Genomic DNA, 23,957 nt, shown 5'->3' with positions numbered 1-23,957 from the left:
GGGCCGACGCGCAGCGATCCTCAGGGCATCTGCACTTCGATTACGCCATCGGCGTTGATGTTGACCTGGCTGGTGCCGGCTTCGATCTCCGGTGTCGCCGCCGCATCCATCATCGCCGCACCTTTCATGGCCTCCATACGCATCGGCATCGGAGGCTGGAAACCGCCGGTGTTGAGGCTCAGGCTGACCAGCTTGTAACCGCTGCCGCCGAGCGCTTCGGTGGCCAGTTGCGCGCGGGCCTTGAAGGCTGCCACGGCGTCCTTGAGCAGGGCGTCTTCGTGGGTCTTACGGGTGTCCGAGGCGATGCTGAAGTTCATTCCGCCCATCTTCAGGGTTTGCAGCATTTCCCCGGTGAGCTTGGACAGTGCGCTGAAATCGGCGCTTTCCAGGCGCAGCTCGGCGCGCTCGCGCCAGGCAGTAATTTTCTGGCCTTTGTCGTCGTACACCGGGTAGCTGTTGCGGCTGCCGGAGGCGACGCTGACGCCTTTGACCTTGCGCGCCTGGGCGATGCTGGCATTCAGGGTCTTGCTGATCTGCGCGGCGAGGGCGGCTGGGTCGCTGTCCTGGGCTTCGCTGTAGAGGGTGACGTGCATCAGGTCGTGGGCAATTTCCTGAGTGACCTCGGCGCGCAGTGCGACCTGGTTATAGCGCGCTTCTTCGGCCATGGCCGTGGCGCTCAGCAGGGTGGTGGTGCTCAGCAGCAGGGCGGTGGCGAGGCGAGACAATGGCAGCATGACGATTCCTTTATATGTTGGGCGCATGGGGTATGCGCGGCTTTCCAGAGGGTAGACGTAGCTATCAGACTGAACGGGTTAAATCCGGTTCCACATTTTTACGGCTGGTTATTTATAGCGGTCACCTTGCACGCTATTGAACGTGGCTCCGTGCAATTTGCCTTGCAGCTGGCTTGCTGCGGCGTGTTGCCGCAGCTGGCTGTACAGAGGCTTGGTTATACTCCTGCGGCTCGCTGAATGAGCAACTTGGAGATTCTATGCTCGCACCTGTGCAGCTACTGTCGGCGAGCCGGCAAAACCTCTGGCGCCTGACCCTGATCCGTATTCTGGTGCTGGCCGCGCAGGCCGGTTCTGTGGGGCTGGCCTACAAGTCTGGCGCGTTGCCGCTGCCCTGGCTGGAGCTGAGTGTCACCCTCGGTATTTCCCTGGTGCTGTGTCTGCTGACCGCCCTGCGTCTGCGTGGGCCCTGGCCGGTGACCGAGCAGGAATATGCGGTGCAGCTGGGCTGCGACCTGATCATCCACAGCCTGCTGCTGTATTACTCGGGTGGCTCGACCAACCCCTTTGTCTCCTATTACCTGGTGCCGCTGACGATTGCCGCAGCGACCTTACCCTGGCTCTACACCATCACCCTGTCCGGCCTGGCGCTGGGTGGGTACACCTTTCTGCTGGTCTGGTCGCACCCGCTGGAGTTGCCGGCGGGGCCACGGGAAAGCCTGCTGATCTACGGTATGTGGCTGAGCTTTGCCCTGGCCGCTGGGCTGATCACCTTCTTCGTGGCGAAGATGGCCGAGGAGTTGCGCCATCAGGAAGAACTGCGCGCCGAGCGCCGTGAAGAAGGCTTGCGTGACCAGCAGCTGCTCGCCGTGGCGACTCAGGCCGCTGGAGCTGCGCATGAGTTGGGTACGCCGCTGGCGACCATGAGCGTGCTGATCAAGGAGTTGCGCCGCGAGCATCAGGAGCCGACCCTTCAAGAGGACCTGGCGGTGCTGCAGGAGCAGGTCAAGCTATGCAAGGAAACCCTGCAACACCTGGTGCGTGCCGCCGAAGCAGATCGCCGTCAGGCGGTGATCGAGCTGTCGTCCGTCGAGTGGCTGGAAACCACCCTCAATCGCTGGCACCTGATGCGCCCGGAAGCCAGTTATCGCTACCAGTGCCTGGGCCGTGGCGCCCCGCCCAAGATGATGCCGCCGGCCGATCTGACTCAGGCTCTGCTCAACCTGCTGAATAACGCGGCCGACGCCTGCCCGGACAAGCTGGACATTCGCCTGGACTGGGATCACCAGTGGCTGCGCCTGAGCATTCGTGACTTTGGCGCCGGTGTGCCGCTGGCGATTGCCGAGCAACTGGGGCGGCCGTTTTTCACCACCAAGGGCAAGGGTTTTGGTCTGGGCCTGTTCCTCAGCCAGGCCAGCGTCACCCGTGCCGGCGGCACGGTTAAACTGTATAACCACGAAGAAGGCGGCACGCTCACCGAGCTGAAATTGCCGCGCGCCTATGGCCGAGCTTAAGGAACTACGCGAATGAGCGACGAAGTGCTGTTCGAAGGCGAAGAACAACCGCACCTGCTGTTGGTCGACGACGATCCGACTTTCACCCGCGTGATGGCTCGCGCCATGAGTCGGCGCGGCCTGCGTGTGTCCACCGCCGGTTCGGCGGAGGAAGGCCTGGCTCTGGCTGAGCAGGATCTGCCGGATTACGCCGTGGTTGACCTGAAGATGGAAGGCGACTCCGGTCTGGTGCTACTGCCCAAGCTACTGGAGCTGGACGCCGAAATGCGCGTGGTGATCTTGACCGGCTATTCAAGCATTGCCACGGCGGTGGAGGCGATCAAGCGTGGCGCCTGTAACTACCTGTGCAAACCGGCCGATGCCGATGATGTGCTGGCCGCGCTGCTGACCCAGCATGCCGATCTGGAAAGCCTGGTGCCGGAAAATCCGATGTCGGTGGATCGCCTGCAGTGGGAGCATATTCAACGCGTGCTCAGTGAGCACGAAGGCAATATCTCCGCCACCGCCCGCGCCCTGGGCATGCATCGGCGCACCTTGCAGCGCAAGTTGCAGAAGCGTCCGGTACGCCGTTAAAGGCTGTTTTTAAGCCTGTCTTCTAGTGATGGCCACCCTGCGGGCCGTCGCTGCGCTGCGCTGCGTTGAAAAGCGCGCTCAGCGGTTTTTTCTTGCATGAAAGGTTGCTGAAAGCTTTCCGCCGGTAAGCCTTGTTACATTAGCCCCCTATCTAACTGGTCAGGGGCTGCCATGCTCGCCGTCGTTCAGCAAACCATCAGCGTTACCGCCCCGGTGTTCTCCATGCTGTTTCTTGGCGTGGCGCTCAAGCGTCTGGGCTTGATTGATACGGCCTTTATCAATACCGCATCGGCGCTGGTGTTTCGCGGCACGCTGCCCACCCTGTTGTTTCTCGGGATTGTAAAGGCCGACCTGAATACTGCGTTACAGCCGGCGCTGTTGCTGTACTTCGTGTTGGCGACCCTGGGCTGCTTTCTGCTGGCTTGGGGGTGGGCAATCCTGCGTTGCCCAGAGGCGGATCGCGGCATCTACACCCAGGGCGCATTTCGCGGCAACAACGGCATTATCGGCCTGGCGCTGGCCACCAGCATGTACGGTGATTACGGCCTGTCGGTCGGCGCGGTGCTCGGCGGGGTGGTGATCCTCAGCTACAACACCCTGTCGGCGATTGTTCTGGCGATCTACAGCCCGGAGGCCAAGACCGATGTCTGGAGTCTGACCAAGAACATCCTCAGCAATCCGCTGATCATTGGCGTGCTGGCGGCCATTCCCTTTGCCGCCTGGCAGATTCCCCTGCCGGACTGGTTGCTGACCTCCGGGGAATATTTTGCGCAGATGAGCCTGCCGCTGGCGTTGATCTGCATTGGAGGCACCCTGACTCTGGAATCGCTGCGTGAGAGCAGTGGCATGGCGATCAGTTCAAGCCTGATGAAGGTGCTCTGGCTGCCGTTGCTGGCCACCCTGGGCGCCTGGTTGTGGGGCTTTCGCGATGCTGATCTGGCGATTCTCTTTCTCTACTTTGCCAGTCCCACGGCGGCAGCCAGTTTTGTCATGGCCAAGGCGGTGGGCGGCAACCATCAGTTGGCGGCGGCGATCATTGTGCTGACCACTCTGGCCACGGTGGTGACCACCAACCTCGGGCTGTTCGTGCTGCAGTGGGCGGGCTGGATCTAGCCGTCGCGCGGGCATACAAAAGCCGGGCAATGCCGGGCTTTCTGTTTGCTTGCAATCAGGCCTGCTGAACCTCGGCGATCACTTCCTGGGCCGCACGAAAGGCATCAATGGCGGCCGGCACGCCGGCATACACCGCACAATGCAGCAAGGTTTCGCGGATTTCCTCGACTGTGCAGCCGTTGTTCAGCGCACCGCGCACGTGGCCCTTGAGTTCCTGTGGGCATTTCAGCGCGGTCAGTGCCGAGAGGGTGATCAGGCTGCGGGTCTTGCGGTCCAGCCCGTCGCGGGTCCATACGCCGCCCCAGGCGTGCTCGTTGACGAAGTCCTGCAGCGGCTGGGTAAAGTCCGTGGCGTTACCCAGGGCGCGGTCGACAAAGGCGTCACCCATCACCTCACGGCGGACTTTCAGGCCTTGCTCGTGGCTGTCACTCATGCGGCTTTCCTCCCAGTGGGCCGTCAGGCTTTCTGCTTGTGCCAGGCGCGGCCGGCGATGATCACCAGGGTCACGGCGGTCAGTGGCAGGGCGTAACCGAGCAGGGCATCACCGAACACTTCGGCGAACGGCCGGCCAGTCGACGACAGCACCAGGTAGACCGTGTAGGCCACGTAATAGGCGAGGAACAGCAGGCCTTCCCAGCGGTTGATGCGGTAGCCGGCGAAGAAGATCGGCAAACAGGCCACGGCTACTGCAATCATCACTGGGAAGTCGAAGGCCAGGGCGTTGGCGGCGACGTTGATCGCCTGCGGCGAAACCAGCGAAGCCAGGCCCAGTACGCAGAGCAGGTTGAAGATATTGCTGCCGACGATATTGCCCACGGCGATATCGCGCTCGCCCTTGATGGCCGCCATGATCGAGGTGGCCAGTTCTGGCAGCGAAGTACCGATGGCGACCACGGTCAGGCCGATCACCAGCTCCGAAATGCCCAGGGCGCGGGCCATGGTCACCGCGCCCTCGACCAGAAAGTTGGAGCCGCTGACCAGCAGTACCAGGCCGGCAATGATCAGGCCCAGATTGATGGCCCAGGCGTAGGGCTTGGCCGGCTCGTTGAGGCCGAACTCCTTGGCAAACTCGTCATCCTCATTACTGCTCTTGTCGCGACGTGAGCTGACAATCAGAAAGCCGGTGTAGGTCACTACACCGGCAAACAGCAGGGCGCCATCGAGGCGGCTGAGGCTACCGTCCCAGGCCAGGGCATAAACCACCAGGCTGGCACCGATCATGATCGGCACGTCCAGGCGGATCAGCTGGCGCGAGACGATCAGCGGCGCAACCACTGCAGTCAGGCCGAGAATCAGCAGCACGTTGGCGATATTGCTGCCGATTACGTTACCAATGGCCAGGTCGCCGCTATTGTTGAATGCCGCTTGCACGCTGACGGCGGTTTCCGGGGCGCTGGTACCGAACGCCACTACGGTCAGGCCGATAATCAGCGGTGGAATACCAAACTGTGCGGCGAGTTTGGCCGCGCCGCGTACCAGTACCTCGGCGCCGGCGACCAGCAGCACCAGGCCGGCGATCAGATAAACAAAGGTCATCAGGGTCATTGCTAGGGGTTCCATAAAAGTCGCGCTAGTTTAATCATCGGCTTGCGCGGCGCCAGAGGCTGAGCGGTGCTGTCTACGGCTTCTTTGTAAACAGATGTGTTCAGTCGGCCAGTTGTTCCACGCGCACCGGCACCACGCCGTCGCGCAGCATATCCAGCTGTTCGGCGGCTTTTTGCGAAAGGTCGATGATGCGCTTCTTGGCATAGGGGCCGCGGTCGTTGATGCGCACCACCACACGTTTGTCGTTGCGCAGGTTGGTCACCTGTACCCGGCTGCCAAACGGCAGGCTGCGATGCGCGGCGGTCAGCGCATTCTGGTCGAACGTTCGCCACTGGCGGTCTTGTTGCCGTGGTGGCGCGCGCCGTAATAGGACGCCTGGCCCTCGGCACGGTAGCCCTGCGGGTCGACCTGGCCCTGGCTGGCGCAGGCGCTGAGCAGCAGGCTGGTGATGGCGATCAGTAACAGGCGCATGGTGGCTCCTGGGCAGATTGGCGGCAGACAAAACAACGCCGGGCTGACCCGGCGTTGATAGAGCAAGCCATCCTTGGCTTGTAGGGAGTGCCGGCCCGACCATCCATGGTCGGTCGCTCGCCGGGCCTACGCATGCGTTGGCATGCTCTTAGAGCAGCCGGGGGCTTAGCCTTCGAGCTTTTTCTTCAGCAGTTCGTTCACCTGGCCGGGGTTGGCCTTGCCTTTCGAGGCCTTCATGGCCTGGCCGACGAAGAAGCCGAACATCTTGCCGCGCTTGGCTTCATCAGCGGCGCGGTACTGTTCGACCTGTTCGGCGTTGGCGGCCAGCACTTCATCCAGCATGGCTTCAATGGCGCCGGAGTCGGTAACCTGCTTAAGGCCCTTCTTCTCGATCACTTCGTCAGCGCTTGCGCCTTCACCGGCGGCCAGGGCCTCGAAGACCATCTTGGCGATCTTGCCGCTGATGGTGTTGTCCTTGATGCGCAGGATCATGCCGCCCAGCTGGTCGGCGGAGACTGGCGACTGCTCGATCTCCAGGTTGTCCTTGTTGAGCAGGCTGGACAGCTCGCCCATCACCCAGTTGGCGGCCAGCTTGGCGTCGCCACACACCGCGTTCACGGCCTCGAAGTAGTCGGCCAGTTCGCGGCTGGCGGCCAGCACCGTGGCGTCGTAGGCGGACAGGCCGAACTGCGCCTCGAAGCGCTCGCGCTTCTGCACCGGCAGTTCCGGCAGGCTGGCGCGCACTTCGTCGAGGAAGCTCTGCTCGATCACCACCGGCAGCAGGTCCGGGCAGGGGAAGTAGCGGTAGTCGTTGGCTTCTTCCTTGCTGCGCATGGAGCGCGTCTGGTCCTTGTTCGGGTCGTACAGGCGAGTTTCCTGCACCACCTTGCCGCCGTCCTCGATCAGCTCGATCTGCCGTTGCACTTCATGGTTGATGGCTTTTTCGATAAAGCGGAACGAGTTGACGTTCTTGATCTCGGCGCGGGTGCCGAACTCGGCCTGGCCCTTGGGCCGTACCGAGACGTTGCAGTCGCAGCGCAGCGAGCCTTCGGCCATGTTGCCGTCGCAGATACCGAGGTAACGCACCAGAGCATGGATCGCCTTCACATAGGCTACGGCTTCCTTGGCCGAACGGATGTCCGGCTCGGAAACGATCTCCAGCAGCGGAGTTCCGGCGCGGTTCAGGTCGATGCCGCTCATGCCGTGGAAGTCTTCGTGCAGGCTCTTGCCGGCGTCTTCTTCCAGGTGCGCGCGGGTGATGCCGATGCGCTTGCTGGTGCCGTCTTCCAGGGTTATATCGAGGAAGCCCTTGCCGACGATGGGGTGGTCCATCTGGCTGGTCTGGTAGCCCTTGGGCAGGTCCGGGTAGAAGTAGTTCTTGCGCGCAAAGATGTTGTGCGGGGCGATTTCGGCATCAATCGCCAGGCCGAACTTGCAGGCCATACGCACCGCTTCGGCGTTGAGCACCGGCAGGGTGCCGGGCATGCCGAGGTCAACCAGGCTGGCCTGGGTGTTGGGTTCGGCGCCAAAGGCGATAGCGCTGGCGGAGAAAATCTTCGATTGGGTGCTGAGCTGAGCGTGAATCTCCAGCCCGATTACGGTTTCCCATTGCATATCAGTCGTCCTCAGAATCCGCTCGGTGCGTGGGTGTGCCAGTCAGTGACCTGTTGGTACTGGTGGGCGACGTTGAGCAGGCGGCTTTCCTGGAAGTAAGGGGCGAGCAGTTGCACGCCGACCGGCAAACCATCGACGAAGCCGGCAGGCATCGACAGGCCGGGGATGCCGGCCAGGTTGGCGGTGATGGTGTAGATGTCTTCCAGATAAGCGGCGACTGGATCGTTGTTTTTCTCGCCGAGCTTCCAGGCCAGGTTTGGCGTGGTAGGGCCGAGGATCACGTCGACGTCATTGAAGGCGGCGACAAAATCGTTCTTGACCAGCCGGCGAATCTTCTGCGCCTTGAGGTAATAGGCGTCGTAGTAACCGGCGGACAGCGCATAGGTGCCGACCATAATCCGGCGCTTCACTTCTGCGCCGAAACCTTCGCCTCGTGAGCGCTTGTACAGATCTTCGAGGTTCACCGGGTTCTCGCAGCGGTAGCCAAAGCGCACGCCGTCAAAGCGCGACAGGTTGCTGCTGGCCTCGGCAGGAGCGATCACGTAGTAGGCCGGAATCGCGTGCTGCATATTCGGCAGGCTGATTTCCTTGACGGTCGCGCCGAGCTTTTTCAGCGCTTCGACCACGGCCATCACCTTCTCACCGATACGCGCGTCGAGGCCGGCGCCGAAGTATTCCTTCGGAAGGCCGATACGCAGGCCAGTCAGGGGCTGGCTTAGTGCGGCGAGGTAGTCGTCGACCGGCTGATCGACGCTGGTGCTGTCCTTGCTGTCGAAACCAGCCATAGCCTGCAGCATCAGGGCGCAGTCTTCTGCGGTGCGAGCCAGTGGGCCGCCCTGATCGAGGCTGGAGGCGTAGGCGATCATGCCCCAGCGCGAGACGCGGCCGTAGGTTGGCTTGATCCCGGTGAGGTTGGTCAGCGCTGCCGGTTGGCGGATCGAACCGCCGGTGTCGGTGCCGGTGGCAGCCGGCAGTAGGCGTGCGGCCACTGCAGCGGCCGAACCACCGCTGGAGCCGCCGGGGACGCGGCTCAGGCCCCAGGGGTTTTTCACCGCGCCGTAGTGGCTGGATTCGTTGGCCGAGCCCATGGCGAATTCGTCCATGTTCAGCTTGCCCAGGGTTACGGCGCCGGCACTGGCGAGCTTCTCCACCACCGTGGCGTTGTACGGGGCCTTGAAACCGCTGAGGATTTTCGAGCCGCAGCTGGTCAGTACATCCTGGGTGCAGAACAGATCCTTGTGGGCGATCGGTGCGCCGAGCAGGGCGCCGCTCTCGCCAGCCGCGCGGCGTGCGTCGGCCGCTTTGGCTTGCTCCAGCGCAAGCTCCTCGGTAACGCTGATAAAGCTGTTGAGCTGCGGGTCGAGCTGCTTGATGCGCGCCAGCAGGCTGCGGCTCAGCTCTTCGGCGGAAAATTGCTTGTCGGCGAGTCCGCGGGCGATCTCTGCCAGAGTCAGTTGATGCATGGCTGGGCGTTTCCCTTACTCGATGACTTTCGGAACCAGGTACAGACCGTTTTCCACGGCTGGAGCGATAGCCTGATAGGCCTCGCGCTGGTTGTGTTCGGTGACCTGGTCGGCGCGCAGGCGCTGAGTGGCTTCCAGCGGGTGAGCCAGTGGCTCGATGCCGTCGGTGTTGACGGCCTGCATCTGATCGATCAGGCCGAGAATGTTATTGAGGGTCTCGGTGGTAGCCGGGATATCGGCTTCATTCAGGCCCAGTCGGGCCAGATGAGCGATTTTCTCCACGTCGGAGCGTTCAAGCGCCATCAGGTTTCTCCCTATATAAAGCAGCGCAGTCGCTGGCCGCCTTTGGAAATGTGAACGGGTCGCCATGCACGGGTGCGCAGGGAACAGATCGTGACAGGTGGCGGTCAAAGGCCGCGATGATGGACCTTAAAGCCCGGAAAAGCCGGCAATCTAACATATTGGTGCCTTGCTCAAAATCCCTGTCGTTGTTAGAGTTTGCCGCACTTTTTAGCAGCGCCTTTACCGCGCTTCGCCTTTACCCACGCGTTGCCTAGGGTCCCTATCCCATGTTCAAAAAACTGCGTGGCATGTTTTCCAGCGATCTGTCGATTGACCTGGGCACTGCCAATACCCTGATTTATGTTCGCGAGCGCGGCATTGTGCTGAACGAGCCGTCGGTCGTTGCTATTCGCACCCACGGTAACCAGAAAAGCGTGGTGGCGGTCGGAACCGAAGCCAAACGCATGCTCGGCCGTACCCCGGGCAACATTGCCGCTATCCGCCCAATGAAAGACGGCGTGATCGCCGACTTCAGCGTCTGCGAAAAGATGCTGCAGTACTTCATCAACAAGGTTCACGAAAACAGCTTCCTGCAGCCATCGCCGCGCGTGCTGATCTGTGTGCCGTGCAAATCCACTCAGGTAGAGCGTCGCGCCATCCGTGAGTCGGCCCTCGGCGCCGGTGCCCGTGAAGTGTTCCTTATTGAAGAGCCAATGGCGGCTGCCATCGGTGCCGGCCTGCCGGTTGAAGAAGCCCGCGGTTCGATGGTCGTCGACATCGGTGGTGGTACCACTGAAATCGCGCTGATTTCCCTTAATGGTGTCGTTTACGCAGAGTCTGTACGCGTCGGTGGCGACCGTTTCGACGAAGCAATCATCACCTACGTGCGCCGCAATTATGGTTCGCTGATCGGTGAATCCACCGCTGAGCGCATCAAGCAGGAAATCGGCACCGCCTACGCCGGTGGCGAACTGCGTGAAGTTGACGTCCGTGGCCGTAACCTGGCCGAAGGTGTTCCGCGCAGCTTTACCCTGAACTCCAATGAAGTGCTGGAAGCGCTGCAGGAATCCCTGGCGACCATCGTCCAGGCGGTGAAAAGCGCGCTGGAGCAATCGCCGCCAGAACTGGCCTCCGACATCGCCGAGCGTGGCCTGGTGCTGACCGGTGGTGGCGCGCTGCTGCGTGATCTGGACAAACTGCTGTCGCAGGAAACCGGCCTGCCGGTTATCGTCGCCGAAGACCCGCTGACCTGCGTAGCACGCGGTGGCGGCAAGGCTCTGGAAATGATGGATCGCCACACCATGGACCTGCTGTCCTCGGAATAAGCGCGACCGCTCCAAGTCTTGAGCTGCAAGCCGGGGTTCCCCGCTTGCAGCTTTTGTTTTGCTGCCTGACGCTGTGAGGAGCTGCCGATCAAACCACTATTTGCCAAAGGTCCTTCGCTGGGTGTGCGCCTACTGGTGTTCACTGTGCTGTCGGCTGCGCTGATGGTGGTCGATGCGCGCTTCACTCTGTTGCAGCCGCTGCGCGCGCAGCTGGGTCTGATTGTCGAGCCGGTTTACTGGGTCGGTCGCTTGCCGGTGCGGGTATGGGAGAGCGCGACTCAGGAACTCAGCACGCGCAGCGAGCTGACCGCCGAGAACGAGAGGCTCAAGGCTGAGCAGCTGATGATGCAGCGCCGCCTGCAGAAGCTCGCAGCCCTCACCGAGCAGAACGTGCGTCTGCGCGAGCTGCTCAATTCGGCCGCCCTGGTCGATGACGAAGTGCTGGCCACCGAGCTGATTGGTATCGATCCCAACCCCTTTACCCACCGCATCCTGATCGACAAAGGTGAGAAGGACGGCGTAGTTCTGGGCCAGCCAGTGTTGGATGCCCGTGGCCTGATGGGCCAGGTGGTCGAGGTCATGCCCTACACCTCGCGGGTGTTGTTATTGACGGACACCACCCACAGCATTCCCGTGCAGGTCAATCGCAATGGCTTACGCGCCATCGCCAGCGGTACCGGTAACCCGGAACGTCTGGAGTTGCGCCATGTTGCCGATACGGCGGATATCAAGGAAGGTGATCTGCTGGTCAGTTCCGGTCTCGGTCAGCGCTTCCCGGCCGGTTATCCGGTGGCCATGGTTTCCGAGGTGATCCACGACTCTGGCCAGCCTTTTGCGATTGTTCGTGCGGTGCCCACCGCTACGTTGAACCGCAGTCGCTACATGCTGCTGGTGTTTACTGATCCGCGTACGCCGGAGCAGCGCGCGACCGAATCGGCGCAGGCGCAGGCGCAGGAAGCCCTGGATCGTGAAATTCTGCAGCAGGCGCAACCCTCGCAACCTGCGGCTGACGCGCCAGTGGCGCCCGCCAATCCGCCGGAGGCAGCGCAATAATGGCCGCACGATCAAGCAATATCTGGGTGGTCTGGTTGACGTTTTCCCTGGCGCTGCTGCTTAGCGTGTCGAGCATGCCCAAGTTCATGGAACTGGGCCGACCGCTTTGGTTGGCGCTGTTTCTGACCTACTGGGTGCTGGCGTTGCCGCATCGCGTGGGTATGACCACGGCCTGGGTCATTGGCTTGTTGGCAGATGTGCTGAATGGCAGTTTGCTGGGTCAGAATGCACTGATCCTGACCCTGATTACCTTTCTGGTGCTGACTCTGCATCAGCGTTTGCGCATGTTCCCCATGTGGCAGCAAAGTACCGTGCTAATGGTGGTGTTCGGTCTGGCGCAGCTGGTGCAGCTGTGGTTGAACGCCTTGACCGGCAGTCGCCCGCCAACCCTGGCGTTTGTCTTGCCGGCGCTGGTCAGCGCCTTGCTCTGGCCCTGGGTCTGCACGTTGCGGCGCGGGCTGCATCAGCGTCTGGGCGTCAATTAAGCGAGGCCGCTGGGCCTTGCGTTTATCCGACAGGGAGAAGTCAGCATGGCCACCCTCTATCTCGCCTCCGGATCGCCGCGTCGGCGTGAACTGTTGACGCAAGTTGCTGTGCCCTTCCTCACGCAAATCGCCCCCGTCGATGAAAATGCATTGCCAGATGAGTCGCCAATCGCCTATGTAGAGCGACTGGCTCGCGCCAAGGCGCAAGCCGGGCTGGCTGCATTGAGCGATACTGCGGATGCCGTGGTGCTCGGCGCCGATACGGCGGTGGTGCTCGATGGGCGGATTCTCGGCAAGCCTGTCGACCGCGACGATGCGTTGGCGACTTTGAATGCTCTGTCCGGACGTAGCCATCAGGTGCTGACGGCCGTGGCGCTGGTCAGTCGCGAACGGCTGGAGTCGCGGGTGGTCACAAGCCAGGTAACCTTCCGCGCGTTGACTCAGGTCGAAGTCGAGGCCTACTGGGCCAGCGGCGAGCCGCAGGACAAGGCCGGGTGTTACGGTATTCAGGGCCTGGCCGCAGTGTTTGTCAGCCAGTTGCAAGGCAGTTATTCGGCAGTGGTGGGGTTGCCGCTGTGTGAAACTGCTGCGTTGCTCGCAGAATTTGCTATTCCGTGCTGGCAGTCGCTGTCAGATCACAGTCAAGAGGTTGCGGGTCGCGGGTGAGTGACCGCCATTATCGGCGCAGTCCCTGGGCTTTCAGCTTTATCTCAGAAGAGATGAGCGCATGAGTGAAGAGATCCTGATCAACATCACGCCGATGGAATCGCGCGTGGCGGTGGTGGAAAACGGCGTATTGCAGGAAGTGCACGTTGAGCGCACGCAGAAGCGTGGCATCGTCGGCAATATCTACAAGGGCAAGGTGGTGCGCGTGCTGCCGGGCATGCAGGCGGCCTTTATCGATATCGGCCTGGAGCGTGCGGCGTTTATTCATGCCGCGGAGATCTCCAGCCGCGAAGGCCCAGCCGTGGAAAGCATCAGCGCCCTGGTGCATGAAGGCCAGAGCCTGGTGGTGCAGGTCACCAAGGACCCGATTGGCAGCAAGGGCGCGCGCCTGACCACCCAGCTGTCGATCCCTTCGCGCTATCTGGTGTATATGCCGCGCACGGCCCACGTTGGCATCTCGCTGAAGATCGAGGACGAAGCCGAGCGCGAGCGCCTGAAGCAGGTGGTGGCCGATTGCGTGGCGGCCGAAGGTATCGAGGAAAGCGGCGGTTTTATCCTGCGTACGGCGGCTGATGGCGCTGGTGCGGATGAAATCCTTGCCGACATCCGTTACCTGCGCCGTCTGTGGGAGCAGATTGCCACGCAGATGAAAGTTGGTCCTACGCCGTTGGTGATCTACGAGGATTTGTCCCTGGCGCTGCGCACCCTGCGTGACCTGGTCAACCCGAAGATCGAGAAGATTCGCGTCGACTCGCGGGAGACTTTCGGCAAGATCACCCAGTTCGTCGATGAGTTGATGCCGGAAATCGCCGACCGCCTGGAGCACTATCCCGGTGAGCGGCCGATCTTCGATCTGTATGGCGTCGAGGATGAAATCCAGAAGGCCCTGGAGCGCAAGGTGCCGCTCAAGTCCGGCGGGTACCTGATCATCGATCCGGCCGAGGCGATGAGTACCATCGATGTGAATACCGGCGCGTTCGTCGGCCATCGCACGCTGGAAGAAACCATCTTCAAGACCAACCTGGAAGCCGCCACCGCGATTGCCCGGCAGCTGCGCCTGCGCAATATCGGCGGGATCATCATCATCGACTTTATCGACATGGAAGATGAAGAGCACCAGCGCCAGGTTCTGCGCACCCTGGAGAAGCAGCTGGAGCGTGACCATGCCAAGACCAATATCATCGGCATCACCGAGCTGGGCCTGGTGCAGATGACCCGCAAGCGCACCCGCGAAAGTCTCGAGCAGGTGCTCTGCGAACCATGCAGCGCCTGCCAGGGGCGTGGCAAGCTGAAAACGGCGGAGACCACCTGCTACGAAGTCTTCCGCGAAATTCTGCGCGAGGCGCGGGCCTATCAGCCGGAAGGTTATCGCGTGCTGGCCAATCAGAAAGTGGTCGACCGCCTGCTCGATGAAGAGTCGGGTAACGTCGCCGATCTCGAAGCCTTTATTGGCCGCACCATCAAGTTCCAGGTTGAAACCATGTATTCCCAGGAGCAGTACGATGTGGTGTTGCTCTGATATGCGCGCTTATCGCCTGGACGTGAACTGAATGGCAGCGTTGACGCGCTGGGTTACCCTGCTGCTGCGTATGGCATTGGGGCTATGTGCTTTGACGCTGGTATTGGCGGCGCTGTATGTCAGCCTTGGCCGCGAGCTTGTGCCGCTGGTCGCCGAATACCGCCTGGAAGCCGAAGACAAGGCTCGTGAAGCGCTGGCCATGCCGGTGCAGATCGGTGCGCTGGAAGGGCTCTGGCAAGGCTTCTCCCCGGTGCTGACTGCGCATGATGTGGCGGTCGGTGAGGGGGCTGGTGCCTTGCAGCTGGATCAGGTGCGCGTGGTGCCGGATGTACTGGCCAGCCTGTTGGCGCGGCAGTTGCGCATCGCCCGGCTTGAGCTGGATGGCGTGCAGCTGGTGGTGCAGCAGAGCGAGGACGGTCGTTGGTCGCTCAAGGGCTTGCCGCAACGCAGTGATCGGGCGCCGCTCGACCTGAATCAGGTGCTGACGCAGTCGCAGATGGTCAAGCGCCTGTCGCTGTTTAACAGCCAGGTGACCGTGCAGGCCTTCGATCACCCCGCGCGAACCTTGACCTATGTAAACCTCACGCTGCGCAACGGCAGCGCTCGACAGCGTCTGGATGGCCGTTTGCTGTTGCCCGATGGCCAGCCGCTGGCCCTGCAGTTGCGCACGCGGATCAATGCCAAACGCTGGCAAGAGGCCGAAGCCGAGCTGTACTTGAGCCTGCCTCAGAGCGATTGGGCTGCCTGGATGCCGGCGAGCCTATTGGCGCAATGGCGGCTTGAGCAGTTGCAGCTGGGTGGTGAGGTCTGGCTGAGTTGGGCTAAGGGCGGCGTGCAGCGTGCTGTTAGCCGTCTACACGTGCCGCAGCTCAAGGCCGGCTACGCCGAGCGCGAGTCGGCAGAGCTGAGTAATCTGGCGCTGAATGCCTATTTCAGCCGTACCGATCTCGGTTTCAAGCTGGTGCTGGATGACCTGGCCTTCAGCCGTGGCGAGCAGCGCTGGGGCGAAGTGCGCCTGGCGCTGACCCAGCAGGCGGAAAACACAGAAGTGCAAGAGCAATGGCTGCTGAATGCTGATCACATCGACTTGGCGCCGCTGCAGCCTCTGGTGGCGGGGCTTGCGCCATTGCCGGAAAAAGCTCTGGCATTGCTTGAGCAGCTCAAGCCGCATGGCGCGCTACGCAATATTCAGCTCGACTACCGGCCGCGCCTGACCGATAGCAAGCGTCTGCAGTTCTCGGCCAATCTGGAGCGCATCGGCTTTGCTGCATGGCACGGCTCGCCTGCCGCAGAGAATGTCAGTGGCAGTGTCAGTGGTGATCTAAGCCAGGGTGAACTGCGCGTCGATAGCGAAGACTTTTCCCTGCACCTCGACACTCTGTTTCCCAAACCCTGGCACTACCAGAAAGCCAATGCCCTGCTGACTTGGCAGATAAATGAGGAGGCCTTCACCCTGCGCAGCCCGTATCTGCAGGTACTGGGTGAGGAGGGGTCGGCCGCTGGTGATTTCCTGATTCGCCTGCGCTTCGACCCGACGCAAGAAGACTATATGGACCTGCGCGTCGGTCTGCGTAACGGCGATGCGCGTTTCACCGAGAAATACCTGCCAAGTCGCGCGCCGGGAATGAGTGCCGATCTGGATGCCTGGCTGAAAAGTGCCATCCGTGGTGGCGCGGTTGATGAAGGCTATTTCCAGTACCAGGGCTCGCTGAACAAGGGCGCGGAAAATGCCTCGCGCAGCATCAGTCTGTTCTTCGCCGTGCATGACGCGGAGCTGGCCTTTCAGCCCGGTTGGCCGTCGCTGCGCAAGGGCCGTGGCAAGGTGTTGATCGAGGACAGCGGTGTGCGCGTCGAACTGGCTGAAGGGCGTATCCTCGATAGCCAGGTGAGCAATGCCCAGGCGCTGATTGCCACTTCGTTGCCGGGTCAGCCGCCGCGACTACTGTTGACCAGTGACCTGATCAGCAACGTGGATGATGCCCTGCATATCCTGCAGCAGACCCCGATTGGCACCGCAGAGACTTTCGCAGGCTGGACTGGCGCAGGGGCGCTGGCTGGCAAGCTCAAGCTCGATCTGCCGCTGCGCAAGGGCTTGGCTCCGGCAGTGGTGGTGGATTTCGCGACTGAAAGCGCGCAGCTCAGCCTGCCTAGTCCGCCGCTGCAATTCAGTCAGCTAAAGGGCGCATTCCGCTACAACACCGCCAGTGGGCTCAGTGCTCCGGATATTCGCGCCCAGGTGCTGGGGCACGCAGTACGTGCCAAGGCCCTGGCCGAGGGTGCGCGCGGCAAAGCGCGCAGCCGCATCGAGGCCAATGGGCAGATCGCCGTCAAGGAGCTGAGTACCTGGCTGGGCGTGACTCAGCCGCTGCCGGTCAGTGGCAACCTGCCATATAGCCTCAGTCTGACCCTGGACGGCGCCGACAGTCAGATGCTGGTCAATTCCAGCCTTAAAGGCGCGACGCTGGCGTTGCCGGCGCCGTTCGGCAAGACCGCTGCCGAGGAGCGCGCGACGCAATGGCGCATGACCTTGGGGAGCCGTGAGCAGCGCTACTGGCTGGATTACGCCGAGTTGCTGAGCCTGACCTTCGCCGCCAGCCCCGGCCAGTTCAACCAGGGGCGTGGCGAGATTCGCCTGGCTGACGGCCCGGCCAGCCTGCCCACCAGTCAGGGCTTGCGTCTGCGCGGGCGCGTGGCAGAGTTGGACTGGTCGGCCTGGCAGCAGGTATTGCAGCCCTATGCCAGCGTGCCAATCGGTGATGCGCAGCGGCTGTTCAAGGATGCCCAGTTGCGCATCGGCCGCTTCACCGGCTTTGGCATCAGCCTGGATGCGCTGGACGTGGCACTTAAGCGCGATGCCGCAACCTGGGCGGTCAGCCTCGACAGCCCGCAGCTCAAAGGCCAGGTCGGCTTGCCGGATGCCCGTGAGCTGCCGATTGCGCTGACGCTCGACTATCTGCGCTTCCCGGCGGCAGAGAAGAAGGCCGCAGGCGAACCAGTGGTCGAGGCCCCTGATCCGCTGGCAAGTGTCGATCCGAGCAGCTTCCCGGCGCTGGACGTGCGTATTGCCGAGGTCTATCAGGGCATTGAGCCGCTAGGCAGTTGGGCACTCAAGGCGCGCCCGGTCAACTCCGGTGTGCATTTCAGTGAGTTGGACCTCAATCTCAAAGGCCTGAAGATTGGCGGCCGCGCCACCTGGCTAAACGCCGCAAGTGGCGTGCGCACGAGCTACAAGGGACGCATGGAAGGCGCCGATCTGGCCGATGTGTTGATCGCCTGGGGCTTTGCGCCGACCGCCAGCAGCCGCGAATTTCATATGGATGTTGATGGTAATTGGCCAGGCTCGCCTGCCTGGTTCGGCCTGAAACGTTTCAGCGGCACGCTGGATGCCTCGCTGCGCAAAGGTCAGTTCTCTGAGGTGGAGGGGCCCGCGTCGGCGTTGCGCGTATTTGGTCTGCTGAACTTCAACTCTATTGGCCGGCGCCTGCGTTTGGACTTCTCCGATCTGCTCGGCAAAGGCTTGAGTTATGACCGGGTCAAGGGGTTGCTGGTAGCTGATAACGGCGTCTTCGTTACTCGCGAGCCAATCACCCTGACCGGGCCGTCGAGCAATCTGGAACTCAATGGCACCCTGGATATGGCCAATGATCGGATTGATGCCAAGTTATTGGTGACCTTGCCGGTGACCAACAACCTGCCACTGGCTGCGCTGATAGTCGGTGCACCGGCCATCGGCGGGGCGCTGTTTATTGCCGATAAGCTCTTGGGTGACCGCGTGGCGCGCTTTGCCAGTGTGCAGTACGACGTCAAGGGCGCCTGGCAGAACCCAGATATCAGCTTCGACAAACCCTTCGAAAAACCTCAGTAATCCCCGCGCGGCTGATATGCAGCCGTGCAGTCTGCCGGTATGGCTTGTAAGCTGAAGCCATACCGGCATTGAGATAAAGGCAGTCATGACCTTCGCAGTCATTCAAATGGTCAGCCAGGCCGATGTACTGGCCAATCTGGCGCAGGCTCGGCAGTTGCTCGAGCAGGCCGCTGAGCAAGGTGCGCGGCTGGCGGTGCTGCCGGAAAATTTCGCCGCCATGGGCCGGCGTGATCAGGCCGCGCTGGGGCGTGCCGAAGCGCTGGGTGAGGGGCCGATTCTGCCCTGGCTGCAGCAAACTGCTCGCGACCTGGGTCTGTGGATAGTCGCAGGCACCTTGGCCTTACCGCCGGATGGCGAGCCCGACACCAAGGCTCACGCCTGCTCGCTGCTGATCGATAATGCCGGCCAGCGCGTGGCCCGCTATGACAAGCTGCACCTGTTTGATGTGGATGTCAGCGACAGCCACGGCCGCTATCGCGAGTCTGATGATTACGCCTTCGGCAGCCGGGTGGTGGTAGCCGATACACCGGTTGGGCGGTTGGGCATGACGGTGTGTTATGACCTGCGCTTTCCTGAACTGTACAGCGCTCTACGCGCTGAGGGAGCGGAGCTGATCAGCGTGCCGGCGGCATTTACTGCGGTTACCGGCGCAGCGCATTGGCAGATATTGACCCGTGCACGGGCCATCGAAACCCAGTGCTATGTGCTGGCGGCCGGGCAGGGCGGTACTCATCCAGGTGGGCGCGAGACCTTTGGCCATTCGGAGCTGGTCGACCCTTGGGGGCGCGTGCTTGCCGAACTGCCGCAGGGGTCGGGCGTACTGCTGGCCGAGCGTGATGCGGCCGAACAGGCGGCGATCCGCCAGCGCATGCCGGTGGCACGGCATAAACGATTTTTTGCGGCAGCCGAACCACGGCTGCCAGGCGCAACAGTCATAAATGAGATTGAACAATGAGCACTATGTTGGTATCCGTCAGTGAACATCTGCTGGGGCCGGGCGGTTTGACCATTGAGCATCTGCCCGCGGTCCTGGCTGACTTGGCCGGGCCGGGAATCGATGCGGCTGACCTGTACTTCCAGAGCCAGGTTTCGGAAACCTGGGCGCTGGAGGATGGCATCGTCAAGGAAGGCAGTTTCAACCTCGATCAGGGGGGCGGCGTGCGGGCCCAGTCCGGTGAGAAAACCGGTTTTGCCTACAGCAATGCGATCACCGCCGATGCTTTGAGCCAGGCGGCACGTGCCGCCCGTTCGATTGCCCGCGCGGGGCAGAACGGCCGCGTGCAAGCGTTCAGCAGCCCCCTGGTCAAACCGCTGTATGCTCAGGACAATCCGCTGGATGTGCTGGGTCGAGCGGAAAAGGTCGAGCTGCTCAAGCGCATCGACGTCGCCACTCGCGCCCTCGATCCGCGAATCAAGCAGGTTTCCGTTAGCCTCGCTGGGGTTTGGGATCGCATTCTGGTGGCGGCTAACGACGGCAGCCTGGGTGCGGATATCCGCCCGCTGGTGCGCTTTAACGTCAGCGTGATCGTTGAGCAGAACGGTCGCCGCGAGCGCGGCAGCCATGGTGGCGGCGGACGTACCGATTACCGCTACTTCCTCGAACAGACCAGCAACAACGAAGAGCGCGCCATGGGCTATGCCCGTGAGGCCCTGCGCCAGGCGTTGGTCAATCTGGACGCGATTCCGGCACCGGCTGGCACGATGCCGGTGGTGATGGGCGCCGGTTGGTCTGGCGTGCTGCTGCACGAAGCGGTCGGCCATGGCCTGGAAGGCGATTTCAATCGCAAGGGCAGCTCGGCCTATAGTGGGCGTATGGGCGAGCAGGTGGCGTCCAGCCTGTGCACCATCGTCGATGACGGTACCCTGGCCGAGCGTCGCGGCTCCCTGAGCATGGACGATGAGGGCACCCAGACTCAGTGCACCACCCTCATCGAGAACGGCGTGCTCAAGGGCTATATGCAGGACAAGCTGAATGCCCGCCTGATGGGCGTGGCGTGCACCGGCAACGGTCGCCGTGAATCCTACGCGCACCTGCCGATGCCGCGCATGACCAATACCTACATGCTGGCCGGTGAGAGCGACCCGGAAGAAATCATTCGCTCGGTGAAGAAAGGCATCTACTGCGCCAACCTTGGCGGTGGTCAGGTCGATATCACCAGTGGCAAGTTCGTGTTTTCCACCAGCGAGGCCTACCTGATCGAGGACGGCAAGATCACCGCGCCGGTCAAAGGTGCCACCCTGATCGGCAATGGCCCGGAAGCCATGAGCAAGGTGTCGATGGTTGGTAACGATCTGGCGCTGGATAGCGGCGTGGGCACCTGCGGCAAGGACGGCCAGTCGGTACCGGTTGGCGTGGGCCAGCCGACGCTGAGGATTGATGCGATTACGGTAGGCGGGACAGGGGCGTAGGTTGGGTTGAGGAGCATGCGACGAAGCCCAACATGGAGCGCGTAGCGCTCCGCTCGGCGGTCACGCTTGTATGCGTTGTGGTTGTTTGCGATTGCAATGTTGGGCTTCGCGGAGCTCAGCCCAACCTACGGGTTGCGGTCTGGAATGGAGTTAGCGCAAGCCGCGCTGGGTTTCGTCCAGCTTGCGGATGTACTTGAAGATTTTGCGGGAAGCGGCCGGCGCTTTGTTCTGCGCCAGTTCGTGCTGGCCCTGACGGATCAGCTGACGCAGGTGCTGGCGGTCGGCGTCGGGGTATTCGCCGACGAATTTTTCCAGAGTGTCGTCGCCGCCGTTGAGCAAGCGGTCGCGCCAGCGCTCCAGGTTGTGAAAGCGTTCGTTGTACTGGCGCGTTGAGGCGTCCAGCTGGTCAAGCAGGGTCAGGATGGCGGGGATATCCTGGTCGCGCATCAAGCGGCCGATAAACTGCACATGGCGCTTCTTCGCGGAGTTGGCGGTGTGTTTGGGCGCTTCGGCCAGCGCGCGGCGCAGCTCGTCGGTCAGCGGCAGCTTGTTTAGCAGGTCGGGTTTCAGGGTGGTCAGGCGTTGCCCCAGATCCTGTAGCGCATGTAACTCGCGCTTGACCTGGGTTTTGCTCTTCTCGCCGGAGAAGTCGTCAAGGTATTCAGACATGGTGGCGGTCCAGTGGAAAACGCCAACATGATAGCAGCAAGTTTCCAGCTGTAAGCGTCTGGCCTGTGTGGCCGCGTTTGCCGCTTATCGTTCAGGAGTTCTTATGAGTGCAGTAGACATCGTCGGCCCCCAGGCTGTGCCGCATTTGCAGGCGCAGGTGGAGCAGATTATTGCCGAGGCCAAAAAACAGGGCGCGAGTGCCTGCGAGGTGGCCGTCTCGGTGGAACAGGGCTTGTCCACCACGGTGCGCCAGGGTGAAGTGGAAACGGTCGAGTTCAACCGCGATCAGGGTTTTGGCATCACCCTGTATGTCGGTCAGCGCAAGGGCTCGGCCAGCACCTCGGCGAGTGGCGAGGCAGCGATTCGCGAAACCGTCGCGGCGGCCCTGGCGATTGCCAAGCATGCCTCCGAAGATGAGTGCGCTGGCCTGGCCGATGCTGCGCTGATGGCCCGTGAGCTGCCGCAGCTGGATCTGTATCACGCCTGGTCGATCACGCCGGAGCAGGCCATCGAGCAGGCCTTGAGCTGCGAGGCAGCGGCCTTTGCGGTCGATCAGCGGATCAAGAACGCCGATGGCACCACGCTGAATACCCACCAGGGTTGCCGGGTCTACGGCAATAGCCATGGCTTTGTCAGCGGCTATGCCAGCACGCGGCACAGCCTGAGCTGCGTGATGATCGCCGAGGATGGCGGACAGATGCAGCGCGATTACTGGTACGACGTTAATCTCCAGGGCGAGTTGCTGGCCGATGCCGGCAGCATTGGCCGCCGCGCTGCCGAGCGTGCGGTAAGTCGTTTGGGCGCGCGTCCGGTGCCGACCTGTGAAGTGCCAGTACTGTTCTCCGCCGAGTTGGCGACAGGTTTGTTTGGTAGTTTCCTGGCGGCGATTTCCGGCGGCAATTTATACCGTAAATCATCCTTTCTTGAAGGTTCCCTCGGCCAACAGCTGTTCCCCGAGTGGCTGAAGATCGATGAGCGCCCGCATATTCCTCGTGCGCTTGGCAGTGCAGCCTTCGATGGTGACGGTCTGGCGACTTACGCCAAATCATTTGTCGAGCGCGGTGAACTGTTGTCCTATGTGCTCGGCACCTATTCCGGGCGCAAGCTGGGTATGCCCAGCACCGCCAACTCCGGCGGCGTGCATAACCTGTTTGTCAGCCATGGCGATGAAGACCAGAAGGCGCTGCTCAAGCGTATGGGGCGTGGCTTGCTGGTGACCGAACTGATGGGCCAGGGGCTGAATATGGTCACCGGTGACTATTCGCGCGGCGCCGGTGGTTACTGGGTGGAGAACGGCGAAATCCAGTTCCCGGTGCAGGAAGTCACCATCGCTGGCAACTTGCGTGACATGTTCAAGCAGATTGTTGCAGTCGGTAATGATCTGGAGCTGCGCAGCAATATCCGCACCGGTTCAGTGCTGATCGAGCGGATGACGGTGGCTGGCAGTTGATTCCGCGTGTATGAAAAAGGGGCTGTCGCGTAGGCGTTCAGCCCCTTTTTATTGTCTCTCGATCAGCTATTCGCCTTCGTCGAAGTAGTTGTTGATCAGCTCGCTCAGGGCTTGCAGTGCCTCGTCGTCTTGCTCACCTTCGGTGTGCAGGTACACGGCGGTGCCTTTGCCTGCAGCGAGCATCATCACCGCCATGATGCTTTTGCCGTCGACCAGGCTCTCAGGGGTGCGGCCGACCTTGACCTGGCAGGGAAAACGCCCGGCGACGCCGACAAACTTGGCCGCTGCGCGGGCGTGCAGGCCAAGCTTGTTGATAATGGTGATTTCGCAGGCGGGCATCGCGGCAATTCCTTAACTGAGGTCGCGGTGGCGAGTCTGAACGTTTTTCAGGATGGGTTTGAGGGTTTCGCCCAAGCGGTTGGCCAGGTACACCGAGCGGTGATGGCCGCCGGTGCAGCCAATCGCCACCGTAACGTAGGCGCGGTTGCTGGCAGCAAAGCGTGGTAGCCATTTGGTCAGGTAGGCGAGGATGTCCTGGTACATGTCCTCGACATCGGCCTGGGCCGAGAGGTAGTCGACTATCGGCTGGTCGAGCCCAGAGAAATCGCGCAAGCCCGGCTTCCAATAGGGATTGGGCAGGCAGCGCACATCGAATACCAGATCAGCATCCACCGGCATGCCGCGTTTAAAGCCAAAGGACTCAATCAGAAACGCAGTGCCGGGCTCAGGTTGATTGAGCAGGCGCAACTTGAGGCTGTCGCGCAGCTGATACAGATTGAGGTGGGTGGTGTCGATTTTTAGGTCGGCCAGATCGATTATCGGCCCGAGCAGCAGGCTTTCATCGGCGATGGCTTCCGCCAGCGAGCGGCTCTCGTTGGTCAGTGGGTGACGTCGGCGGGTTTCCGAGAAACGCTTGAGCAGGGTTTCTTCGTCAGCATCCAGGTAGATCACATCACACTTGATATGCCGTGCGCGAACTTCGTCAAGCAGCTCGGGAAAGCGCTTGAGATGGCTCGGCAGGTTGCGTGCATCAATCGACACTGCGACCTGTGGGTGCAGTAGCTCTGTGTGCAGCAGAGCACGCTCGGCCAGTTCAGGTAGCAGGCCGGCCGGTAGGTTGTCGATGCAGTAGAAACCGTTGTCCTCAAGTACATCGAGGGCGGTGCTCTTCCCGGAGCCGGAGCGACCGCTAACGATGATCAGGCGCATG

The 23,957-nt window shown here is 61.9% G+C and carries 21 protein-coding genes and 1 pseudogene; 12 read left to right on the top strand and 10 right to left on the bottom strand.

Annotation, left to right across the window (positions count from 1 at the left end; all coding sequences use genetic code 11):
- Positions 1-20: 20 nt before the first annotated feature.
- The gene (locus tag BLW24_RS04300; RefSeq protein ID WP_090377152.1) at positions 21-734 is read right to left on the bottom strand and encodes an SIMPL domain-containing protein; all 714 of its coding nucleotides are present in this window, start codon (positions 732-734) and stop codon (positions 21-23) included.
- A 257-nt stretch (positions 735-991) separates the two neighbouring features.
- Here BLW24_RS04300 and BLW24_RS04295 point away from each other — a divergent pair, with 257 nt between their 5' ends.
- The 3 genes from BLW24_RS04295 (at position 992) to BLW24_RS04285 (ending at position 3,931) form a co-directional block, all read left to right on the top strand.
- A complete protein-coding gene (locus tag BLW24_RS04295; RefSeq protein WP_090377150.1) occupies positions 992-2,245 on the top strand; it encodes an ATP-binding protein in 1,254 nt (417 codons plus the stop codon).
- Positions 2,246-2,257: 12 nt separating this feature from the next.
- On the top strand, positions 2,258-2,818 hold the full coding sequence (locus BLW24_RS04290; RefSeq protein WP_090377146.1) for a response regulator transcription factor: 561 nt from the start codon (positions 2,258-2,260) through the stop codon (positions 2,816-2,818).
- Between the two features lie 171 nt (positions 2,819-2,989).
- Positions 2,990-3,931 (top strand): AEC family transporter, encoded by a 942-nt coding sequence (locus BLW24_RS04285; RefSeq protein WP_090377143.1) that lies wholly within the window; start codon positions 2,990-2,992, stop codon positions 3,929-3,931.
- Positions 3,932-3,986: 55 nt separating this feature from the next.
- Here the strand turns inward: BLW24_RS04285 and pcaC are convergent, their stop codons facing one another.
- The 6 genes and pseudogenes from pcaC to gatC form a co-directional block, all read right to left on the bottom strand.
- Positions 3,987-4,364, bottom strand: a complete 378-nt coding sequence (pcaC, locus tag BLW24_RS04280; RefSeq protein WP_090377140.1) for a 4-carboxymuconolactone decarboxylase — start codon at positions 4,362-4,364, stop codon at positions 3,987-3,989.
- A 23-nt stretch (positions 4,365-4,387) separates the two neighbouring features.
- Positions 4,388-5,476: a calcium/sodium antiporter gene (locus tag BLW24_RS04275; RefSeq protein ID WP_090377138.1), complete on the bottom strand. Its 1,089-nt coding sequence runs from the start codon at positions 5,474-5,476 to the stop codon at positions 4,388-4,390.
- Between the two features lie 100 nt (positions 5,477-5,576).
- Positions 5,577-5,947: pseudogene (locus tag BLW24_RS04270) on the bottom strand (septal ring lytic transglycosylase RlpA family protein).
- A 165-nt stretch (positions 5,948-6,112) separates the two neighbouring features.
- Positions 6,113-7,561 carry an Asp-tRNA(Asn)/Glu-tRNA(Gln) amidotransferase subunit GatB gene (gatB, locus tag BLW24_RS04265; RefSeq protein ID WP_090377134.1) on the bottom strand — a complete coding sequence of 483 codons (1,449 nt, stop codon included), beginning with the start codon at positions 7,559-7,561 and terminating at the stop codon, positions 6,113-6,115.
- A gap of 11 nt (positions 7,562-7,572) precedes the next feature.
- Positions 7,573-9,024, bottom strand: coding sequence for an Asp-tRNA(Asn)/Glu-tRNA(Gln) amidotransferase subunit GatA (gene gatA, locus BLW24_RS04260; RefSeq protein WP_090377131.1), 1,452 nt, complete (start codon positions 9,022-9,024; stop codon positions 7,573-7,575).
- Between the two features lie 15 nt (positions 9,025-9,039).
- Entirely contained in the window at positions 9,040-9,327 is a 288-nt protein-coding gene (gene gatC / locus BLW24_RS04255; protein ID WP_090377128.1) for an Asp-tRNA(Asn)/Glu-tRNA(Gln) amidotransferase subunit GatC, read from the bottom strand.
- A 266-nt stretch (positions 9,328-9,593) separates the two neighbouring features.
- Here gatC and mreB point away from each other — a divergent pair, with 266 nt between their 5' ends.
- From mreB to tldD, 8 genes are all read left to right on the top strand, one after another.
- Positions 9,594-10,631, top strand: coding sequence for a rod shape-determining protein MreB (mreB, locus tag BLW24_RS04250; RefSeq protein ID WP_090255536.1), 1,038 nt, complete (start codon positions 9,594-9,596; stop codon positions 10,629-10,631).
- 87 nt (positions 10,632-10,718) lie between these two features.
- Positions 10,719-11,684, top strand: a complete 966-nt coding sequence (mreC, locus tag BLW24_RS04245) for a rod shape-determining protein MreC (RefSeq protein ID WP_090377124.1) — start codon at positions 10,719-10,721, stop codon at positions 11,682-11,684.
- A complete protein-coding gene (mreD, locus tag BLW24_RS04240) occupies positions 11,684-12,169 on the top strand; it encodes a rod shape-determining protein MreD (protein WP_090377121.1) in 486 nt (161 codons plus the stop codon). The genes mreC and mreD overlap by 1 nt, the downstream gene beginning before the upstream one ends.
- 45 nt (positions 12,170-12,214) lie before the next feature.
- Positions 12,215-12,835 (top strand): Maf family protein, encoded by a 621-nt coding sequence (locus BLW24_RS04235; protein WP_090377118.1) that lies wholly within the window; start codon positions 12,215-12,217, stop codon positions 12,833-12,835.
- Positions 12,836-12,896: 61 nt separating this feature from the next.
- Positions 12,897-14,354: a ribonuclease G gene (gene rng / locus BLW24_RS04230; RefSeq protein ID WP_090377115.1), complete on the top strand. Its 1,458-nt coding sequence runs from the start codon at positions 12,897-12,899 to the stop codon at positions 14,352-14,354.
- Between the two features lie 31 nt (positions 14,355-14,385).
- Positions 14,386-18,219: a YhdP family protein gene (locus tag BLW24_RS04225; protein ID WP_090377111.1), complete on the top strand. Its 3,834-nt coding sequence runs from the start codon at positions 14,386-14,388 to the stop codon at positions 18,217-18,219.
- An 85-nt stretch (positions 18,220-18,304) separates the two neighbouring features.
- Positions 18,305-19,174: a carbon-nitrogen hydrolase family protein gene (locus BLW24_RS04220; protein WP_090377108.1), complete on the top strand. Its 870-nt coding sequence runs from the start codon at positions 18,305-18,307 to the stop codon at positions 19,172-19,174.
- Positions 19,171-20,628 (top strand): metalloprotease TldD, encoded by a 1,458-nt coding sequence (tldD, locus tag BLW24_RS04215; protein WP_090377105.1) that lies wholly within the window; start codon positions 19,171-19,173, stop codon positions 20,626-20,628. The genes BLW24_RS04220 and tldD overlap by 4 nt, the downstream gene beginning before the upstream one ends.
- A gap of 150 nt (positions 20,629-20,778) precedes the next feature.
- On the opposite strand, the gene yjgA is transcribed toward tldD, so the two are convergent.
- Positions 20,779-21,297, bottom strand: coding sequence for a ribosome biogenesis factor YjgA (yjgA, locus tag BLW24_RS04210; protein WP_090377103.1), 519 nt, complete (start codon positions 21,295-21,297; stop codon positions 20,779-20,781).
- Positions 21,298-21,400: 103 nt separating this feature from the next.
- Here yjgA and pmbA point away from each other — a divergent pair, with 103 nt between their 5' ends.
- Complete coding sequence (pmbA, locus tag BLW24_RS04205) at positions 21,401-22,747, top strand: metalloprotease PmbA (RefSeq protein WP_090377098.1); 1,347 nt, start codon at positions 21,401-21,403, stop codon at positions 22,745-22,747.
- A gap of 66 nt (positions 22,748-22,813) precedes the next feature.
- Here pmbA and BLW24_RS04200 read toward each other — a convergent pair whose 3' ends face one another.
- Together BLW24_RS04200 and rapZ are read right to left on the bottom strand one after the other, a co-directional pair.
- Positions 22,814-23,086 (bottom strand): HPr family phosphocarrier protein, encoded by a 273-nt coding sequence (locus BLW24_RS04200; protein WP_090377096.1) that lies wholly within the window; start codon positions 23,084-23,086, stop codon positions 22,814-22,816.
- 12 nt (positions 23,087-23,098) lie between these two features.
- Positions 23,099-23,956: an RNase adapter RapZ gene (gene rapZ, locus BLW24_RS04195; protein ID WP_090377093.1), complete on the bottom strand. Its 858-nt coding sequence runs from the start codon at positions 23,954-23,956 to the stop codon at positions 23,099-23,101.
- Between the last annotated feature and the right edge of the window lies 1 nt (position 23,957).

This window comes from Pseudomonas anguilliseptica, from assembly GCF_900105355.1.
Taxonomy (GTDB): domain Bacteria; phylum Pseudomonadota; class Gammaproteobacteria; order Pseudomonadales; family Pseudomonadaceae; genus Aquipseudomonas; species Aquipseudomonas anguilliseptica.
This window is presented reverse-complemented; position numbering and strand designations above follow the sequence as displayed.

Coding starts and splice junctions, on each gene's coding strand:
- BLW24_RS04200 (WP_090377096.1), bottom strand. CDS start 23,086: ATGCCCGCCTGCGAAATCACCATTATCAACAAGCTTGGCCTGCACGCC.
- gatC (WP_090377128.1), bottom strand. CDS start 9,327: ATGGCGCTTGAACGCTCCGACGTGGAGAAAATCGCTCATCTGGCCCGA.
- rapZ (WP_090377093.1), bottom strand. CDS start 23,956: ATGCGCCTGATCATCGTTAGCGGTCGCTCCGGCTCCGGGAAGAGCACC.
- BLW24_RS04275 (WP_090377138.1), bottom strand. CDS start 5,476: ATGACCCTGATGACCTTTGTTTATCTGATCGCCGGCCTGGTGCTGCTG.
- BLW24_RS04300 (WP_090377152.1), bottom strand. CDS start 734: ATGCTGCCATTGTCTCGCCTCGCCACCGCCCTGCTGCTGAGCACCACC.
- gatA (WP_090377131.1), bottom strand. CDS start 9,024: ATGCATCAACTGACTCTGGCAGAGATCGCCCGCGGACTCGCCGACAAG.
- BLW24_RS04220 (WP_090377108.1), top strand. CDS start 18,305: ATGACCTTCGCAGTCATTCAAATGGTCAGCCAGGCCGATGTACTGGCC.
- BLW24_RS04235 (WP_090377118.1), top strand. CDS start 12,215: ATGGCCACCCTCTATCTCGCCTCCGGATCGCCGCGTCGGCGTGAACTG.
- mreB (WP_090255536.1), top strand. CDS start 9,594: ATGTTCAAAAAACTGCGTGGCATGTTTTCCAGCGATCTGTCGATTGAC.
- rng (WP_090377115.1), top strand. CDS start 12,897: ATGAGTGAAGAGATCCTGATCAACATCACGCCGATGGAATCGCGCGTG.
- tldD (WP_090377105.1), top strand. CDS start 19,171: ATGAGCACTATGTTGGTATCCGTCAGTGAACATCTGCTGGGGCCGGGC.
- mreD (WP_090377121.1), top strand. CDS start 11,684: ATGGCCGCACGATCAAGCAATATCTGGGTGGTCTGGTTGACGTTTTCC.
- BLW24_RS04290 (WP_090377146.1), top strand. CDS start 2,258: ATGAGCGACGAAGTGCTGTTCGAAGGCGAAGAACAACCGCACCTGCTG.
- BLW24_RS04285 (WP_090377143.1), top strand. CDS start 2,990: ATGCTCGCCGTCGTTCAGCAAACCATCAGCGTTACCGCCCCGGTGTTC.
- pmbA (WP_090377098.1), top strand. CDS start 21,401: ATGAGTGCAGTAGACATCGTCGGCCCCCAGGCTGTGCCGCATTTGCAG.
- yjgA (WP_090377103.1), bottom strand. CDS start 21,297: ATGTCTGAATACCTTGACGACTTCTCCGGCGAGAAGAGCAAAACCCAG.
- BLW24_RS04295 (WP_090377150.1), top strand. CDS start 992: ATGCTCGCACCTGTGCAGCTACTGTCGGCGAGCCGGCAAAACCTCTGG.
- gatB (WP_090377134.1), bottom strand. CDS start 7,561: ATGCAATGGGAAACCGTAATCGGGCTGGAGATTCACGCTCAGCTCAGC.
- pcaC (WP_090377140.1), bottom strand. CDS start 4,364: ATGAGTGACAGCCACGAGCAAGGCCTGAAAGTCCGCCGTGAGGTGATG.
- BLW24_RS04225 (WP_090377111.1), top strand. CDS start 14,386: ATGGCAGCGTTGACGCGCTGGGTTACCCTGCTGCTGCGTATGGCATTG.